The organism is Defluviimonas sp. SAOS-178_SWC, assembly GCF_039830135.1.
Classification (GTDB): domain Bacteria; phylum Pseudomonadota; class Alphaproteobacteria; order Rhodobacterales; family Rhodobacteraceae; genus Albidovulum.
In genome coordinates, this window is sequence record NZ_CP156081.1 from 2411476 (window position 1) to 2427011 (window position 15536).

Annotated in this window: 15 protein-coding genes; 8 read left to right on the forward strand and 7 right to left on the reverse strand. The window is 63.1% G+C overall.

Annotated features, from left to right (window positions below; translation table 11 throughout):
- The first annotated feature begins 125 nt into the window (after positions 1 to 125).
- The 3 genes from V5734_RS12615 to V5734_RS12625 all read left to right on the forward strand — a co-directional run bounded on the left by V5734_RS12615 (position 126) and on the right by V5734_RS12625 (position 3114).
- Entirely contained in the window at positions 126 to 1628 is a 1503-nt protein-coding gene (locus tag V5734_RS12615) for an aldehyde dehydrogenase (RefSeq protein ID WP_347309995.1), read from the forward strand.
- A 186-nt stretch (positions 1629 to 1814) separates the two neighbouring features.
- Positions 1815 to 2627 (forward strand): citryl-CoA lyase, encoded by an 813-nt coding sequence (locus V5734_RS12620; protein ID WP_347309996.1) that lies wholly within the window; start codon positions 1815 to 1817, stop codon positions 2625 to 2627.
- Positions 2628 to 2634: 7 nt separating this feature from the next.
- A complete protein-coding gene (locus V5734_RS12625) occupies positions 2635 to 3114 on the forward strand; it encodes a thioesterase family protein (protein ID WP_347309997.1) in 480 nt (159 codons plus the stop codon).
- Between the two features lie 45 nt (positions 3115 to 3159).
- Here the strand turns inward: V5734_RS12625 and V5734_RS12630 are convergent, their stop codons facing one another.
- The 7 genes from V5734_RS12630 to terL all read right to left on the reverse strand — a co-directional run bounded on the left by V5734_RS12630 (position 3160) and on the right by terL (position 11118).
- Positions 3160 to 3765: a TetR/AcrR family transcriptional regulator gene (locus V5734_RS12630; protein WP_347309998.1), complete on the reverse strand. Its 606-nt coding sequence runs from the start codon at positions 3763 to 3765 to the stop codon at positions 3160 to 3162.
- Positions 3766 to 3914: 149 nt separating this feature from the next.
- Positions 3915 to 5570, reverse strand: a complete 1656-nt coding sequence (locus V5734_RS12635) for an ABC transporter ATP-binding protein (RefSeq protein ID WP_347309999.1) — start codon at positions 5568 to 5570, stop codon at positions 3915 to 3917.
- A 4-nt stretch (positions 5571 to 5574) separates the two neighbouring features.
- On the reverse strand, positions 5575 to 6498 hold the full coding sequence (locus tag V5734_RS12640) for an ABC transporter permease (RefSeq protein WP_347310000.1): 924 nt from the start codon (positions 6496 to 6498) through the stop codon (positions 5575 to 5577).
- 11 nt (positions 6499 to 6509) lie between these two features.
- A complete protein-coding gene (locus V5734_RS12645; RefSeq protein ID WP_347310001.1) occupies positions 6510 to 7463 on the reverse strand; it encodes an ABC transporter permease in 954 nt (317 codons plus the stop codon).
- Between the two features lie 106 nt (positions 7464 to 7569).
- Positions 7570 to 8655 carry an aromatic ring-hydroxylating oxygenase subunit alpha gene (locus V5734_RS12650; RefSeq protein WP_347310002.1) on the reverse strand — a complete coding sequence of 362 codons (1086 nt, stop codon included), beginning with the start codon at positions 8653 to 8655 and terminating at the stop codon, positions 7570 to 7572.
- Between the two features lie 42 nt (positions 8656 to 8697).
- Positions 8698 to 9465: an SDR family oxidoreductase gene (locus V5734_RS12655; protein WP_347310003.1), complete on the reverse strand. Its 768-nt coding sequence runs from the start codon at positions 9463 to 9465 to the stop codon at positions 8698 to 8700.
- Between the two features lie 159 nt (positions 9466 to 9624).
- Positions 9625 to 11118 carry a phage terminase large subunit gene (terL, locus tag V5734_RS12660; RefSeq protein ID WP_347310004.1) on the reverse strand — a complete coding sequence of 498 codons (1494 nt, stop codon included), beginning with the start codon at positions 11116 to 11118 and terminating at the stop codon, positions 9625 to 9627.
- A 66-nt stretch (positions 11119 to 11184) separates the two neighbouring features.
- On the opposite strand from terL, the gene V5734_RS12665 reads away from it, so the two are divergent.
- The 5 genes from V5734_RS12665 (at position 11185) to tnpC (ending at position 15336) form a co-directional block, all read left to right on the forward strand.
- Positions 11185 to 11601: a DUF2924 domain-containing protein gene (locus V5734_RS12665; protein WP_347310005.1), complete on the forward strand. Its 417-nt coding sequence runs from the start codon at positions 11185 to 11187 to the stop codon at positions 11599 to 11601.
- A 105-nt stretch (positions 11602 to 11706) separates the two neighbouring features.
- Positions 11707 to 12183, forward strand: coding sequence for a recombinase family protein (locus V5734_RS21605; RefSeq protein WP_432759625.1), 477 nt, complete (start codon positions 11707 to 11709; stop codon positions 12181 to 12183).
- Positions 12184 to 12865: 682 nt separating this feature from the next.
- Complete coding sequence (tnpA, locus tag V5734_RS12670; RefSeq protein ID WP_347310006.1) at positions 12866 to 13372, forward strand: IS66 family insertion sequence element accessory protein TnpA; 507 nt, start codon at positions 12866 to 12868, stop codon at positions 13370 to 13372.
- Positions 13369 to 13722 carry an IS66 family insertion sequence element accessory protein TnpB gene (gene tnpB, locus V5734_RS12675; protein ID WP_347310007.1) on the forward strand — a complete coding sequence of 118 codons (354 nt, stop codon included), beginning with the start codon at positions 13369 to 13371 and terminating at the stop codon, positions 13720 to 13722. The genes tnpA and tnpB overlap by 4 nt, the downstream gene beginning before the upstream one ends.
- Positions 13723 to 13794: 72 nt before the next feature.
- Positions 13795 to 15336: an IS66 family transposase gene (tnpC, locus tag V5734_RS12680; RefSeq protein WP_347313631.1), complete on the forward strand. Its 1542-nt coding sequence runs from the start codon at positions 13795 to 13797 to the stop codon at positions 15334 to 15336.
- Positions 15337 to 15536: the final 200 nt, after the last annotated feature.

Here is a 15536-nt window from a genome sequence, read left to right on the forward strand (position 1 = left end):
CGATCCATGCGTCATCCTCGGCTTGACGATATGGAGGAAGAAAATTCTGTCAAGTATGTTTTGGTACTGTTAAGTACCTAAGCGAGACCACTTTGTCTTAACGCTTTGCGAGACCGGGAACAGGCATGGAAACAGACACTTGGCATAAACTGGCAAGCGAACTGCCCATATCGGCGCAGTCCTTCGTTAATGGCCAACACGTCTCCGCGCGGTCAGGGGCGGTCATGCCAACCCATAACCCCGCGAATGGAAAGCTGCTGGCAGAGGTCCCTGCTTGCGATGCCCCAGATGTCGACCTTGCCGTCGCCGCTGCACGGCGCGCCTTTGATCGTGGCGTATGGTCCAGCCGCCCGCCCTCCGAACGAAAGCGTGTTCTGCTGCGCCTTGCGGAGCTCATTTCTGAGCACGGTAACGAACTGGCGCTGCTCGAAACGCTGGATGCGGGGAAACCGATTGCCGATACCCTCTCGGTTGACCTTCCGGCGGCTGCAAGTTCCGTGGCGTGGTATGCAGAAGCAATCGACAAGATCTACGACGATGTCGCGCCGACCGCTGGAAACGTGGTCGCGACAATCACCCGCGAGCCGATCGGCGTCGTCGCCGCGATCGTTCCCTGGAATTTCCCGCTGTTGATGGCATGCTGGAAGGTCGCGCCAGCGCTGGCCGCCGGGAACTCGGTCATACTCAAACCGGCGGACCTGTCGCCACTGTCCGCCATACGCCTGGCAGAGCTTGCGGCAGAAGCGGGCGTGCCCGAAGGGGTGTTCAACGTCGTGACGGGCCATGGTTCCAAGGCCGGGCAGGCCTTGGGCATGCACATGGACGTCGATGCCGTGAGCTTCACGGGCTCGACAGCCGTCGGCAAGCTGCTGATGTCCTATTCGGCGCAATCGAACATGAAGCGGGTCGCACTCGAATGCGGCGGAAAAAGCCCCCACATCGTGATGAACGATTGCCGTGATCTCGATGAAGCGGCGCGGGCGGCGGCGTTCGGCATCTTCTTCAACCAGGGCGAAGTATGCTGCGCTGGGTCGCGGCTTCTGGTGCAAGAGGACATCAAGACCGAGTTCCTCGAACGGGTGATCTCCATCGCCAGCACCCTGAAACCGGGCGACCCCCTCGACCCCGATACGAATCTTGGCGCTCTCATCTCGGAAGAACACACGAGGAGCGTGCTCCGGCACATCGACAACGGCAAATCCGACGGGGCAAATCTGATCTGCGGGGGCGCACAGGTGTTGCAGGAGACCGGAGGGCATTTCCTTGAACCCACTATCTTCGATCAGGTGAACATGTCCATGCGACTTGCCAGCGAAGAGATTTTCGGGCCCGTCCTTGCCACACTCACCTTCCGCGATGTCGACGACGCCGTCCGGATTGCCAACGATACGATCTACGGACTGGGGGCAGGCCTCTGGACCTCGGATCTCGACACGGCGCTTTCCGTGTCAAAGCGACTGCGGGCGGGGACGGTCTGGATCAACAACTACGATGAAAGCGACATCACCGTCCCTTTCGGCGGTTACAAGCAATCCGGTATCGGCCGCGACAAATCATTGCAGGCGCTGGATTTCTATCGAGAAATCAAAACGACCTGGATCAAGTTCAGACATCACGAGAAAGCTTGAGACGGAGTCTTTGCCGCGCCTGACGAAAAGAAGAATACTTGTGAGTATCTATTATTGACCCACAAGAATTTCCCGACTACTACAACAGTGAATACCCTTGAACAAAAGGCGGGCTGGCGCCGGACTGGATTGCCCAAGCGACCTGGTTCCTATCGCGCCCGTTGATCCTGAAAGGCATCGCAAGGCATGAAAAGCACATCATCGTTCTGGGTGACATCGGTCAGCTCGATCACGGCGGGCGACATTTTCATTCGCGGTTACGCGATGCAGGATCTGGTCGGGCGGGTTCCGTTTACCGCGATCGCCTACCTGCTCCTGCGTGGGAAATTGCCCTCTCCGGGCGAAGCGCGCATGATGGACGTGATCTGCTCTTCCATCCTCGACTACGGCTTGCAAAAATCGGGGACGATTGCCGCCCGCGCCGTAGCCTCGGTCAACCCTCGGATGAATGCTGGGCTGGCGGCCGGGGTGCTGGGCGCGGGCGACTTTGCCGTCTCGCCCGAGCCCACCGGGCGTTTCATCAAGGATGGATACGCCGAGTACAAAGCGAGCGGTGCGCCGCTGGAGCGTTTCGCAGACGACTATGTCGCCAACCTGCGGGCGGCGAAGCAACGTGTCCCGGGCTTTGGGCACCCTGTGTTCCGCAACGTCGATCCGCGCGCGGAAAAGCTCAAGGCCCTCGCCAAGGAATGCGGCGTCTGGGGCGAGGTCAACGATTGGTACGGGGCCATTCATGTGGCGTTCCGCAAGGCGGCAAACAAGCCCGATCTGGTCATGAACGACGTCGGGATGCTGGCCGGGATCATGGCGCAAATGGGGTTCACGCCCGCAGAAATGGAAGGCCTCGCGCTTCTGTCCACGTTCCCCGGACTGATCGCGCATGTCTCGGAAGAATTGCGGACAGGTGCAATCAACCGGATCGTAGCCGATGAGAACGCGCATTACGCGATTGAAACGAGGGACCTGGAAAAGGATCTCTCCGTCGCCGGTTGGGCGTGACGTGTCCATGGCTGAGACAGCGGTCACCCTGTGGCGCGGTACGGTTCCCGAAGATTGGATCGATTACAATGGCCACATGACTGAATTCCGGTATCTCCACGTTTTTGGAGACACGTCCGACGTGTTCTATTGCGATATCGGTGTCGATCCCGAAAACGCCGATATAGGAGCCTACTACACGCTGGCGACCCAATTGCGGCATCTCTCCGAATGCCGTGTTGGAACGTCGATCTATACCACGACCGAAGTTCTCGGCTACGATGAGAAACGCGTTCATCTGTTCCACCGTCTGTTCGATGATGACGACAAGTTGCTTGCGACAGGGGAGCATCTGGCTATTCACGTCGCATACAAGACGGCTGCTCCCGCCTCGACGGAAATGCAGGGGAAAATTGCCGCTCTATTCGACGATCAACGCACATGGCCCGTGCCCGAACGGGTGGGAAGTGTGCTGACAAGACCGCTGACGTTTTCGCGCTTGGGCTAGATCCCGCGCGATCGCTGGCGTAACGCCGCAGGCATACCTTTTCCGTCAGACCTTGCAGCCGTTCAGCAGGATATCGGCGAAATGCTCGGCAATCTGCTCGGCCTTCAGCCCGCCGTCCTTCTTGTACCAGTCATGCGTCCAGTTGCACATGCCGATGATGCCGCCGATGATGAGTGGTGTCGGGATGTCCTTGAACTGGCCTTCCTCGACCCCGCGGCGATAGACCTTGCGGAAGTTGTCGTTGAAGACCTTGCTGCGCTTCTCGACGATGGCTTTCTGATCGTCATTCAGATTGCCCTGTTCGCGGAAGTAGATGGCGGACCACGCGGTCCGTTCCAGCACGTTCAGCGCGTGCTTGCGGATCATCTGCCACAGCATGCTTGCCGCATCGACGTCGCTGGCGAGGATGTCGTCCATATCGTGGGCCCAGGAATCGTGGATCTGGTTGAAGATCGTCCACAGAACCTCGTTCTTGTCCTTGAAGTAATAATAGACCACCGATTTCGTGTAGCCGAGTTGCGCTGCTATATCGTCGATCGTGACGGTACGATATCCGCCGGAGGCGAAAAGATCGGCGGCCGCACTCGTGATTTCATCTTGAACGAACGCCTGCTTCCGAGCCTTGAGTTCGTCTCTAAGTGATTGGTTCATGCTCTGGCCCTACACTATCGCTGTATCTGCAAATGGCTTCGTTTTTGAGATGTCCTAGCCATTCGAAAACAACAATATCAGGGTTCGTACTGGAGAGTCCATCAATCATACTGCCTCATAGTGAACTCAGTTCGAACGGGTCACTTCAATCAATTTTCGGGAATCCCGTAGTAGGCGTCGGATCCCCTCTCCTTCAGCAATTTCGTCAGCCAGTCCGGGTCCATTTCCGGCACCGAGGAGAGGAGGAGTTCGGTGTAGGGATCGTGGGGCGGCTCGAACATTTCGAGCTTCGGGCCCTGCTCCACCACCTTGCCGTTCTGCATCACCACCACCTCGTCGGCGATCGAGCGCACGGTGGCGAGATCATGCGTGATGAACATGTAGGCGAGGTCGAACTCCGACTGGAGCCGGTCGAGAAGCTTCAGGATGCCCTCGGCCACAAGCTGGTCGAGCGCCGATGTCACCTCGTCGCAGATGATGAACTTCGGCTCGGCCGCAAGCGCCCGCGCGATGCCGATCCTTTGTTTCTGCCCGCCGGACAGCTCGGACGGCAAGCGGTCGATGAACCTGTCCGGCTCGAGCTCGATGAGGCGCAGAAGGTCGCGGATCCGTTCCGTCAGCGCCTTGCCGTGCAGGCCGAGATACATCTGCGCCGGACGGCCGATCAGCTCGCGCAGGCGAAGCTTGGGGTTCAGCGCGGTATCGGCCATCTGGTAGATCATCTGCGCCTGCCGGAGCTGGTCGCGGCTGCGCTGCCGGTAATCGGCCGGCAGGGGCGCCCCGTCGAACAGCACCCTGCCCTGCCGCGGCGGCAGAAGCCCGGTGATCACCCGCGCGGCGGTGGACTTTCCCGAGCCGCTTTCGCCGACCACCGCGACGGTGCGGCGCTTGTGGATGTCGAAGCTGATGTTCCTGAGGATGTCGGCCGCGCCGTATCCCGCCGTCACGTTCTGCACCGAGACGACCGGAATGCCGTCGGTCACCGGCGGCTGGACCGGCCGCGCATAGCTTCTGACCGCCCAGAGCGACTTGGTGTAGTCCTCTTTCGGGGCCGACAGCATGGTGCGGGTATCGGCCTCCTCGACCTCGTCGCCGCGCAGGAGAACCTTGATCCTGTCGGCCATCTGCGCCACGACCGCGAGGTCATGGGTGATGTAGATCGCCGCGGTATCGAATTGCGCGACGATGTCGCGGATCGCCGACAGAACCTCGATCTGGGTCGTCACGTCGAGCGCCGTCGTCGGCTCGTCGAAGATGATCAGATCCGGCCGGCAGGCCATCGCCATCGCCGTCATCGCCCGCTGGAGCTGGCCGCCCGAGACCTGGTGGGGATAGCGAAAGCCGATCTCCTCGGGGTTGGGCAGCCGCATCCGGCGGTAAAGCTCCACCGCGTCCCGCTCCGCCTCGGACCGCCCCATCACGCCGTGCTGGACCGGCGCCTCGCTGTACTGGTCGATGAGCTTGTGGGCCGGATTGAAGCTCGCCGCCGCCGACTGCGCGACATAGGCGATGCGTTTGCCGCGAAGCGCGCGCCGCTGGTCCCTGGTCGCCGCCCGAAGGTCGATCCCGTCAAAGTCGATCGTCCCGCCCGAGATCCGGCAGCCGTCACGGGTGAAGCCCATCGCCGCGAGGCCGAGCGTCGACTTGCCCGCCCCGCTTTCGCCGATGAGGCCGAGCACCTCGCCCTTGCGCAAGGTCAGGTCCACGCCCTTGATGATCGGCGACCAGACCTCCTCGGACCGGCCCTCGATATGGATGTCCCGCATCGTCAGGAGGACGGGCTTTTCCGCTTGCGTGTCCTTCATGGCCCTATTCCTTCAATCCGCTGGCGCGGTGAAGCATCCAGTCCACCACGAAGTTGACCGCCACCGTCAGAAGCGCGATGGCCCCGGCCGGCAGGAGCGGCGTCACGTCACCGAAGGTGATCAGCGCCGCGTTCTCGCGCACCATCGACCCCCAGTCCGCCGTGGGCGGCTGGATGCCGACGCCGAGGAACGACAGCGCCGAGATCGCGAGGAAGACGAAGCAGAACCTGAGCCCGAACTCGGCGACCAGTGGCGCCAGCGCGTTCGGCAGGATCTCCCGCGTGATCAGCCGCCAGAGGCCCTCGCCCCTGAGCTTCGCCGCCTCGATATAGTCCATCACCACGATATTCAGCGCCACCGACCGGGCCAGCCGGAACACCCGGGTGGAATCGATCGTCGCGATGACGAGGATCAGCGTGGTGACGGAGGTACCGAAGATCGTGAGCAGCAGAAGCGAGAAGATCAGCGACGGGATCGCCATCAGGATGTCGACCACCCGGCTCAGCACCTGGTCGAGCCAGCCGCCGACCGTCGCCGCCAGAAGCCCGAGGATCGAGCCGATGGTGAAGGCGAGCGCGGTGGTGGCGAAGGCGATGCCCACCGTGTTGCGCGCGCCGTAGACCAGCCGCGTGAACATGTCGCGGCCGAGATTGTCGGTGCCGAAGAGATGGGTGGAATCCCAAGGCAGGAACTGCGCGCCGACCACCTCCCGCTCGCCATAGGGCGCGATGAGGGGCGCGAGGATCGCCACGACGAGATAGATGAGGATCACCAGCATGCCGAACCCGGCCGTGACCGGCGCCGTGCGCAAGGCCCGGGCCGTCGGCCCCTTGGTCAGCGCGACGGCGGCGGCGCGGAAAAGCCAGCCCGCCCCGAGGGCGACGGCAATGGCGACGGCGATCCAGAAGAGGTTGATCAGGATAGTCATGTCACCCCTTCCTATTTGCGGTGGATGAGACGCGGGTTCGACAGGGTCGACAGCACGTCCGCGGTGAGGTTGAGAAGCACATAGGCCGCCGCGAAGATCAGCGCGACCGCCTGCACGACCGGGAAATCGCGCTTGGCCACGCTGTCCACCATCAGCTGGCCGAGGCCGGGATAGACGAAGACCACCTCGACCACGACGACGCCGGTGATGAGATAGGCGAGGTTCAGCGCCACGACGGTGATGATCGGCGCCAGCGCGTTCGGCAGCGCGTGTTTCAGGATCACCCGCATCGGCTTCATCCCCTTCAGCCGCGCCATCTCGATATAGGGCGAGGCGAGAAGGTTGATGATCGCCGCCCGCGTCATCCGCATCATGTGCGCCGTGACCACGAGCGTCAGCGTCAGCGCCGGCAGGAAGGTGCGGTAGAGCGCCTCGGCGAAGGTCGTGGTCGCATCCATCCGCGCCATCGACGGGAAGAGGCCCGACTGCGCGAGGACGAAGATGAGGATATAGGCGACGAAGAATTCCGGGAAGGAAATCGACGTCAGCGCCAGCGCGTTCACCGCCCGGTCGAAGATCGAGTTGCGGTAGAGCGCGGCGAGAACACCGAGCGCCAGCGACAGCGGCACCGCGATCGCGGCCGCGTAAAGCGCAAGGAAAAGCGTGTTGCCGAGCCGCGTGGCGATCAGGTCGGCGATGGGACGCTTGTTGGCAAGCGACGTGCCGAAATCGCCCTGGAGCGCGCCGAGAAGCCAGTTGATGTAGCGCGTATGCGCCGGCAGATCGAGCCCCAGCTCCCGGCGGAACGCGGCGACCGTCTCCGGCGTCGCCGACTGCCCGAGGATGTTCTTGGCAAGATCCCCGGGCAACAGCTCCGTCGCCCCAAAAATGATCACCGAAATCACGAACAGCGTCAGCAGGCCGAGAGCCAGACGCTTCGCAATCATGGACCAGACGATGGACATTCAACGATTTCCAAAATTCTCAAGCTCAGTGCAGCGCGGCGCCCCATGAAGGGCGCCGTCGACCGTCTCGTTCGGGGAGCAGCGCCTTGGCAGTCACCCCAGTGCGTTAGGCTGGCACCTGCTCCGCCTCAGCCAGTGCCGGAGCGATCGCATCTCGATGCAGCGCCTGGAAATGCGCGATCGCATGTTCGCTCGAGGGCGTGATTTCTTCGGAGATCATGAGCGGTCCAGTGTCGTAAGCCTTGCTATTCAGCCCCACCTGCACCGCCTCGACGATCTCGGCGTCTTCGTTGGCCGTCGTCTCGACATACTGCTTGCACAGGCTGTTGACCTCGGCCTTCGCCTCCTCTGACAGGTTCGGGTCAATGAACCAGGAGTAGCTGTAGGTCGTGCTTACCGGCCCGTCGGCGGAAATGTGGCGAAGCGACACTGAGCGGTGCATCGGGAAAAGCTCGATCGCGACGTTCGGCCACAGATACCAGCAATGCAGGTCGCCATGCGTTTCGCGGTCGCGGATCCGCGCGAGGAAATGCTTGACCACGTTTCCGCTGATATCGGCCCTGTACGTCTCGGCCGCGTAAAGCTGGGTCGTCAGGAACTTGTGCACGACGGCGCAGTGATAGCATTCGTTGAAGTTCTCGAGCGAGACCTCCCAGTTGCAGCGGTGTTCGAACCTGTCCTCGAAGGCCAGCTCCATTTCCGGCAGGTTCGGACAGGCCTTGAGAACGGCCTCCTCGACGCCGGGATAGGTCTCGTTCAGCGATTTCGCGTCCTTGTCGAGATTGACGAAGATGAACCCGGCCAGCGTTTCCAGCCGCACTTCGGTCAGGGCGATGTCGCTCTTGCAGAACCCACCGACGTTCTCGCTGTTGGGCGCCGCCTGCAACTTGCCGTTCAGACGATATGACCACGCGTGGTAGGGGCAGACAAAGAGCCGCTTGTTGCCGCAACCGGATGCGACCGGATGGGCGCGGTGGCGGCAGACGTTGTAGAAACCGTGAAGCGTGCCCTCCTCGTCGCGGGTGATGAGAATATTCTCGTCCGCAATCCTGACGGTCAGGAAATCGCCCGGCTTCGCCAGGCTGCTGATATGGCCGACATCCTGCCAGGTCTTGTGGAAGATCTGCCCCTTCTCGACGTCGAAATAGGCGGCGTCGGTATAGAAGCGTGACGGCATCGTGAACTGGTTCATGGTCTTTCTCCGGTTTGCTCCTGTAACCGCCAAAATCCGGCGTCAGGAGTCCATGTTGACGGTGTAGCCATCGACGGCGATGACCTGGCCCGATACGAAGCGGGCCTGAGGCGAGGCGAGGAAGACCGCCATTTCGGCGACGTCCTGCGGCTGGATAAAGCTGCGCATCGCGACGCAGGCGGTGTAGGATTGGCGAACCTCGCCGTCAGCGATCCCCCGCGCCTCCGCCTCGCGGCGGATGACACCGTCCATGCGCGGCCCATCGACCGAACCCGGGCAGATCGCGTTCGCCCTCGCTCCGAACGGCCCAAGCTCCATAGCGAGGGTTTTCATCAGGCCAAGGACCGCCCATTTGGCCGAGACGTAAGGTGCCCGCCTGGGAAGGGCGCCAAGCCCGGCCGTCGACGATGTGATCAGGATGCTGCCACCCTTCTGCGCCCGCATGTAAGGAACAGCATACTTGCTGGCGAGAAAGGCGCCCTCGAGGTTGACCGAGACGCAACGGCGCCAGTCTTCTAGCGAAATATCCTGCACCCCGGCAGTGGGGCCGGAAATGCCTGCATTGGCGCAGACCGTATCAAGGCCGCCCCACCTGTCGCCGACATCCTGAAACAGGTTCCGCATCGCACCCTCGTCCGAGGCGTCCACGACGCTGGCGCGCCAGGTGTCGGGACAGGATGCGATCGCCGCGGCATCGACATCGGTCACCCAGACCCGCGCACCGGCGCGGTCGAAGGCTTCAGCCATGGACCGGCCAATGCCGGCTGCCCCGGCGGTTATGAGGACGCGTTGGTCGGAGAGATCGGTCATGGCGGCACATCGAATCCAAGGCTTACAAACCCACTAGGCCAATAAAAATACTTGCAAGTCAAATTTTTTATAAAATGCTATCCCCAACATCCAGTCGGCCGGATGAGTTCCGCCGCGGCGAGCCCTCGCAACGGTGCTGTCATTTGTGGACGGCTCCCGTCACCCGCGATACCGTCCCTCTGGCCTTGGCCGGTTACTTCTGATCGCTCGTCGCTCGGCGATGATCGGATGGTCAACTGAGAGCTTTGCGTAGAACCGGCCGCTGGTCGCCCAGTTCATCATCTGCGAGAAGCTGTCGACCTGGTCCTTGAAGGCGCCACGTGGGAAGGCGAGGAGTTCCTGCCGGAACGACGGCAACCACGGCGCCTCTAGCGGTAGCAGGACGAGCCCCTCCGAGACCGGCGCGCAGGCGGCACGGAAGCGCCGCTCCTTGTCAGTCTCTGGCGTGCTCGCCTGGAAACGGCCGCGGTGAACCAGGCGGCAGTCCTGCAGGAGCGGCACGCCCGAGGAGGCCTTCTCGATCAGAACGAGATCAGCCGCCCAGTCTTCGGCCATTGCGAGGCACTTGCGCTTGAGTTCGGGATACTCGAGCCGGGCACGGAAGACGTCGAGAAGCCACCACTTCCGCTCTCGGAAGCCCCAGGTCGTGCAGACCGAGAAGGCTGCATTCGGATCGGCCGAACTCGCCGTATCCCAACTCTGGACCAGCATCTCGAAGGCCGACCGAGATGGCGCCTTCTCGTAGCTGCCGAACCACTCCCACCGCAATGGCGAGCCATCCGCCGCCGTCGGGTTCTGCTGGTACTGGCAGTTGAAGACAACCGACCCCATTTCGCGGCGCATGCGCGCGAGCGTCTCGAGGTCCATCTTGGCGGGGAAGAGGGCCTCGCCCGTTTTCCGGTGATGCACCCGTCCGCGCCCGATCGGGACGGCCTCGTCGGTCTCGGCGATCGCGCGCAGGTTCAGGTGATGGTAGGTTCCGCTCTCGAGCAGGAAGCCCGCCGGGTCCCGCTCGTGCAGGCGCTGCGCGATCATCACCACGCGGCCCTTGGCCGGGTCGTCGAGACGCGACAGGAGCGAGGACTGGATGTAGTCGCGGGCATTCTGCAACTCGGTCTCTGATGTGGCATCGGAGGCCTTCAGCAGGTCGTCGATGATGATGTAGTCCGCGCCATGGCCTGTCACCGCGCCACCAAGGGAGACAGCCTTGCGGCTGCCTCCCCTGGTCGTGCGGATCTCGTCGTTCGTATTGCCGCGTTGCGCGAGGCGCGTTCCCGGGAAGACGCGCCGGTACCAGTCGGCCTCCATGATGCGGCGGCAATCCTCGGAGTGCTTGCGGCCAAGATCGAGACCATAGCTGGCCGCGATCACCTTCGCCGCAGGGTTATGCCCGAGCAGGAAGGCCACGAAGGCGACCGAGACGGTGATCGACTTCAGGTGCCGCGGCGGCACGTTGATCACGAGCCGCAGGTTCTCGCCGCGTCGCAGCCGGTCGAGCTCATGGCACATCGCTTCGATATGCCAGTTCGCAACGAAGCCTTCGGTCCGTCCCGCGTGCAAGGTGCCAAAGGCGCGCCAGAGGAAGGGGAGGAAGTCCTGGCGGCAGATGGCATCGACCACCTGCCGCTCGAGCGCTGGATCGAGCCGCGTCATGGGGCGCCCTCCCGCTGATCGCCATTGCTGTTTTTACCAGATCATCGCCCTGCCCCCGTCGGCCGAATGATCCGGCTTGCCGATCTCGAGACGCTGGACCGGGCCGCGCTTCTTGCGGCCTGGAGCCAGCTCTTCGGCAGCCCGGCGCCGAAGAAGATCAGCCGACCCCTGCTTCTCCGCTTTCTCGCCTTCGAACTGCAGGCGCGGGAGCGGGGCGGATTGCCGAAGTCGGTGCTGGCGGACCTCGCCCGCGCGGCGCGCGCGGGCAAGCCCGCGCATTCCACCGCCCCGCGGCTCAAGCCGGGCGGCCGGCTCCTGCGCGAGTGGAACGGCATCACCAATGTCGTGGAGGTTACCTCGGAGGGTTACCTATGGCGCGGGACGACGCATCGGTCGCTCTCGGCCATCGCCCGGGCAATCACCGGGGCGCATTGGTCGGGCCCGCGGTTCTTCGGCCTCGGGCAGAAGGCAGGCCAGTCATGACGCGTCCGGTGGTCCGTTGCGCGATCTACACCCGGAAATCCTCCGACGAGGGGCTCGAGCAGGAGTTCAACTCGCTCGATGCCCAGCACGAGGCCTGTGCGGCCTATGTCGCGAGTCAGAAGGCCGAGGGCTGGAAGGTCATCTCCAGCGGCCTCCGAGCGGCTGCGATCGAAGCTGCATCACTTCTCGACAGGGCGGGAGAGCGGCGGCGGTTCCTTCAGCCGGGGGCAAATCCACAAGATCCTGACCAACCCGGTCTATCGCGGCCTCACCCGGCACCGGGACAAGACCTACCCGGGAACGCATCCGGCGATCGTGGACGAGACGACGTGGAACTCCGTGCAGGTGGCGCTGCAGGCCGCAAGCGGCCGGCGGCGGGGGGTGACTGCGGGTGCATCGCAAGGACAAGGGACGGTAGCCCGTGCTGGCGTGAACCCTGCCGCGTCACTTCTTGGCAAGGTCCGCGACGAGACGGGCGACCCGCTGACACCGACGCATACGCAGCGCAACGGCCGGCGGCATACCGCGCCCGGCGGCACCCGTCCTCCGACATCTCGATCTCCTCTCGCTTCAACACCGTGAAGCCAAGAAAATCGGAAATCTGCCAACAACGACAAGTGTGTGGCGAATGGACGCTTACAATCGTTCCCTGTTCGGGCGGAAAAATTCCCTGTTCCGTTGCGTAGGGAATTTTTGCGCAAGCCATTGGAATACCTCCATGAATCTTGGGCGCGATCAGAAAAAATGAGCTGGAGTCGTGGAAATTCCCTGTAAATCGGCCCGGAACAGGGAAAAACAGGCAAACCCCACCGCCTCCAGGGGGCGACTGAGACGGCGGCTGGGAATGCGCCCGGATCGGCGGCAAGGGCGCGTCTCACGCGAAATCCCTGCGCGCAAACCCACGGGAATTGCGGGGAAAACCGTGCTCTACAGAAATATTTATCGATAACAAGGGGTTGCTGGCGGAGGAGCCAGTCTGGAGCTATCCCGTCTCTGCAAAATTCCCTGCAAACAGGGAAAATAACAGGGTATTTCCGATGTTTTTGCCAATCTAACGCCGATCTCGGCGAAAATCCCCGCGAGTATTCAATGAGTTATTGGGAGTTTCCCTGCTGAAAAGAACAGGGAACTTTTTCGAGCTGAACACGGTAATTTTCAGATCGAGCAGGGAACCTGGGTAAGCGTCCATTCGCCACACACTTGTCGTTGTTGGCAGATTTCCGATTTTCTTGGCTTCACGGTGTTGAAGCGAGAGGAGATCGAGATGTCGGAGGACGGGTGCCGCCGGGCGCGGTATGGCGAAGCGTTCTGGCGGGCGCATCACGAGGCCTGGAAGCGCGGTGACCTGAATCAGCGGGAATATTGCGAGGTGCAGTGCCTGTCGCTGAAGGCGTTCGGGAACTGGCGGGCGAAGTTCATGGCCGAACCTGAGGTGCCGGTGCGCAAGTTGCTCTGGCGGCGCGGCGGCGCAAGTCACACCCTAGGTCACAACCAGAGTCACACTCTTGGTCACACCGCAGGTCACATGACTTATCCCAGTTCGGAGGTGCCCGAGGTGCCGGCCGTGCCGCCTCTGCGTGACGGTCACCGCCGGCGTTTCAGCGATGTGCAGCGCGCTCGCATCCTGGCCGAAGCGGCCCGACCCGGTGCCAGCGTCTCCGAAGTGGCGCGCCGCTACGGCATCGCCCGGCGCGTGCTTTGCCGCTGGCGGCAGGAAGAGGCGGTGCGGTTCGTGGATGTCGAGATCGCCGATGGGGAGATGGCGCCATGACCTTGCTGCCTGCCGGCGTCAAAGTGCACCTGGCGTTTGGCTACACCGATATGCGGAAGGGGATGGACGGTCTGGCCGTGCTCGTTCAGGAAGTGCTGCATCAGGATCCGTTCACCGGGCATCTCTTCGTGTTCCGGGGGCGCAATGCCAGTCTCATCAAGATCGTGTTCTGGGACGGCACCGGCCTGTGTCTGTTCACCAAGAGGCTGGAGCATGGTGTCTTCGTCTGGCCGGCCAATATCGAGCCGGGACGGACGCTTTCTCTGACATCAGAGCAGCTCTCGCATCTTCTGGAAGGGATCGACTGGCGGGCGCCGGACCAGCGCTGGCGACCGGCGGCGGCGGGCTGAAAGACCTGCGGCGCATTGACTCAGGGCGGTGATAGCGGCGCGGGATGAGCCTGCGGCATGGTACAATCGACCATGTCCATCGACCTTGCCAGCCTGCCGGACGACGTGGAAGCGCTGCACGCGCTGATCGGCGATCTGGTGCGCGAGCGGGACAGCGCGCGGGCCGAGGCGGAGGCCGAGATCGCGCGGCTGAGAGGCATTCTGAAGACGCTGCAGCGGATGCAGTTCGGCCGCCGATCGGAGCGCCTCGATCCCGATCAGCTGCAACTCGGGCTCGAGGACGTGGCCGCCGATCTGGTGGAGCTGGAAGAGGCCGCGGATCGCAATGAACGCCGTCCGGGCACAGCTGCACGTGGCAAGGATCAACGTCTCAGCCTGTCGGACCATCTGCCGCGTGAAGACCGTGTCGCCGATGTGGATGCGGAGGTCTGTCCCTGCTGCGGCGGGGCCCTGCACCTGATCGGCGAGACGGTCAGCGAAATGCTGGACCATGTGCCGGCGCAGTTGCGGGTCGTGCGGATCCGCCGGCCCAAATACGGTTGCCGGACCTGCGGGACGATCCATCAGGCCCCGGCGCCGGAGCGGCCGATCGCGAAGGGACTGGCAACACCGGCACTCCTGTCACATGTCCTGATCGGCAAATACTGTGATCACCTGCCGCTCTACCGGCAGAGCCAGATCTTCGCCCGCCAGGGGGTCACGCTGAACCGCTCGACGCTGGCGAACTGGGTGGCGGGCGCCGCCTGGTGGCTTGCCCCGATCCGGGATCGGATCGCCGATCACGTGATGGCGGCGGAACGGGTCTTTGCCGATGATACCGTGCTGCCGGTACTCGACCCCGGGCGCGGCCGCACCCGCACCGGGCGGCTCTGGGTCTATGCAAGGGACGACCGCCCCTGGGGCGGGAACGATCCGCCAGCGGTTCTCTATCGTTACAGTCCGGATCGGCGGGCCGAGCGGCCGGCGGCGCATCTGGAGCACTTCAGCGGCATTCTCCAAGTCGACGGCTATCCCGGCTTCGAACCGCTGGCCGCACGGCGCGACATCGTGCTGGCTGCCTGCTGGGCGCATGCGCGGCGGAAGTTCTGGGAGGTGCATCAGGCCACCGGATCGCCCATTGCGCAGGAGGTCCTGCGCCGGATCGCGGCGCTCTATGCGATCGAGGCGGAGATCAGGGGCGGATCCGCCGCGGGCCGGCAGGCCGTGCGTGACCACCGTGCGCGCCCGATCGTTGATGATCTGAAGCCCTGGCTGGAACTGCAGCTGCCACGCCTGCCACAGCGCAGTGGTCTTGCAGAGGCCATCCGCTATGCGCTCGCCCGCTGGCCGTCGCTCTGCCGCTTCCTCGACGATGGTCGGATCGACCTTGACACCAATACGGTCGAGCGTGCCATCCGCCCCGTCACGCTCGGCCGCAAGAATGCTCTCTTTGCCGGCTCCGACGGCGGTGCCGACAGATGGGCCACAATCACCACGCTGATCACCACCGCCAAACTCAACAATGTCGAACCGCAGGCCTGGATCACCGATGTCCTGCAGCGCATGACCGACGGCCATCCGATCAGCCGTGTCGATGATCTCTTGCCCTGGAACTGGCAGCCCAGTTCGAACTGACGCCGCGAAGTGTCAGAAATGGACGCTTACGAACCTGGTCACGGCCAATGTCTCAATGGCAGGTTCCAGCCGATGCAGACTCCCGGTGTCATTTGAGCGGCCTCGGACGCGACAGAATCTGGTATCGTGAAGGGGACTCATAGAATGACGAACGACCTTACCCGGGCCTCTGCGGCACCGGCGTTGGATGTTTTTGTTCT

What these genes read in the sequence shown, in the direction of transcription:
- V5734_RS12615 (WP_347309995.1), top strand. Translation starts at nt 126, where the DNA reads ATGGAAACAGACACTTGGCATAAACTGGCAAGCGAACTGCCCATATCG.
- V5734_RS12620 (WP_347309996.1), top strand. Translation starts at nt 1,815, where the DNA reads ATGAAAAGCACATCATCGTTCTGGGTGACATCGGTCAGCTCGATCACG.
- V5734_RS12625 (WP_347309997.1), top strand. Translation starts at nt 2,635, where the DNA reads ATGGCTGAGACAGCGGTCACCCTGTGGCGCGGTACGGTTCCCGAAGAT.
- V5734_RS12630 (WP_347309998.1), bottom strand. Translation starts at nt 3,765, where the DNA reads ATGAACCAATCACTTAGAGACGAACTCAAGGCTCGGAAGCAGGCGTTC.
- V5734_RS12635 (WP_347309999.1), bottom strand. Translation starts at nt 5,570, where the DNA reads ATGAAGGACACGCAAGCGGAAAAGCCCGTCCTCCTGACGATGCGGGAC.
- V5734_RS12640 (WP_347310000.1), bottom strand. Translation starts at nt 6,498, where the DNA reads ATGACTATCCTGATCAACCTCTTCTGGATCGCCGTCGCCATTGCCGTC.
- V5734_RS12645 (WP_347310001.1), bottom strand. Translation starts at nt 7,463, where the DNA reads ATGTCCATCGTCTGGTCCATGATTGCGAAGCGTCTGGCTCTCGGCCTG.
- V5734_RS12650 (WP_347310002.1), bottom strand. Translation starts at nt 8,655, where the DNA reads ATGAACCAGTTCACGATGCCGTCACGCTTCTATACCGACGCCGCCTAT.
- V5734_RS12655 (WP_347310003.1), bottom strand. Translation starts at nt 9,465, where the DNA reads ATGACCGATCTCTCCGACCAACGCGTCCTCATAACCGCCGGGGCAGCC.
- terL (WP_347310004.1), bottom strand. Translation starts at nt 11,118, where the DNA reads ATGACGCGGCTCGATCCAGCGCTCGAGCGGCAGGTGGTCGATGCCATC.
- V5734_RS12665 (WP_347310005.1), top strand. Translation starts at nt 11,185, where the DNA reads ATGATCCGGCTTGCCGATCTCGAGACGCTGGACCGGGCCGCGCTTCTT.
- V5734_RS21605 (WP_432759625.1), top strand. Translation starts at nt 11,707, where the DNA reads ATGTCGCGAGTCAGAAGGCCGAGGGCTGGAAGGTCATCTCCAGCGGCC.
- tnpA (WP_347310006.1), top strand. Translation starts at nt 12,866, where the DNA reads ATGTCGGAGGACGGGTGCCGCCGGGCGCGGTATGGCGAAGCGTTCTGG.
- tnpB (WP_347310007.1), top strand. Translation starts at nt 13,369, where the DNA reads ATGACCTTGCTGCCTGCCGGCGTCAAAGTGCACCTGGCGTTTGGCTAC.
- tnpC (WP_347313631.1), top strand. Translation starts at nt 13,795, where the DNA reads ATGTCCATCGACCTTGCCAGCCTGCCGGACGACGTGGAAGCGCTGCAC.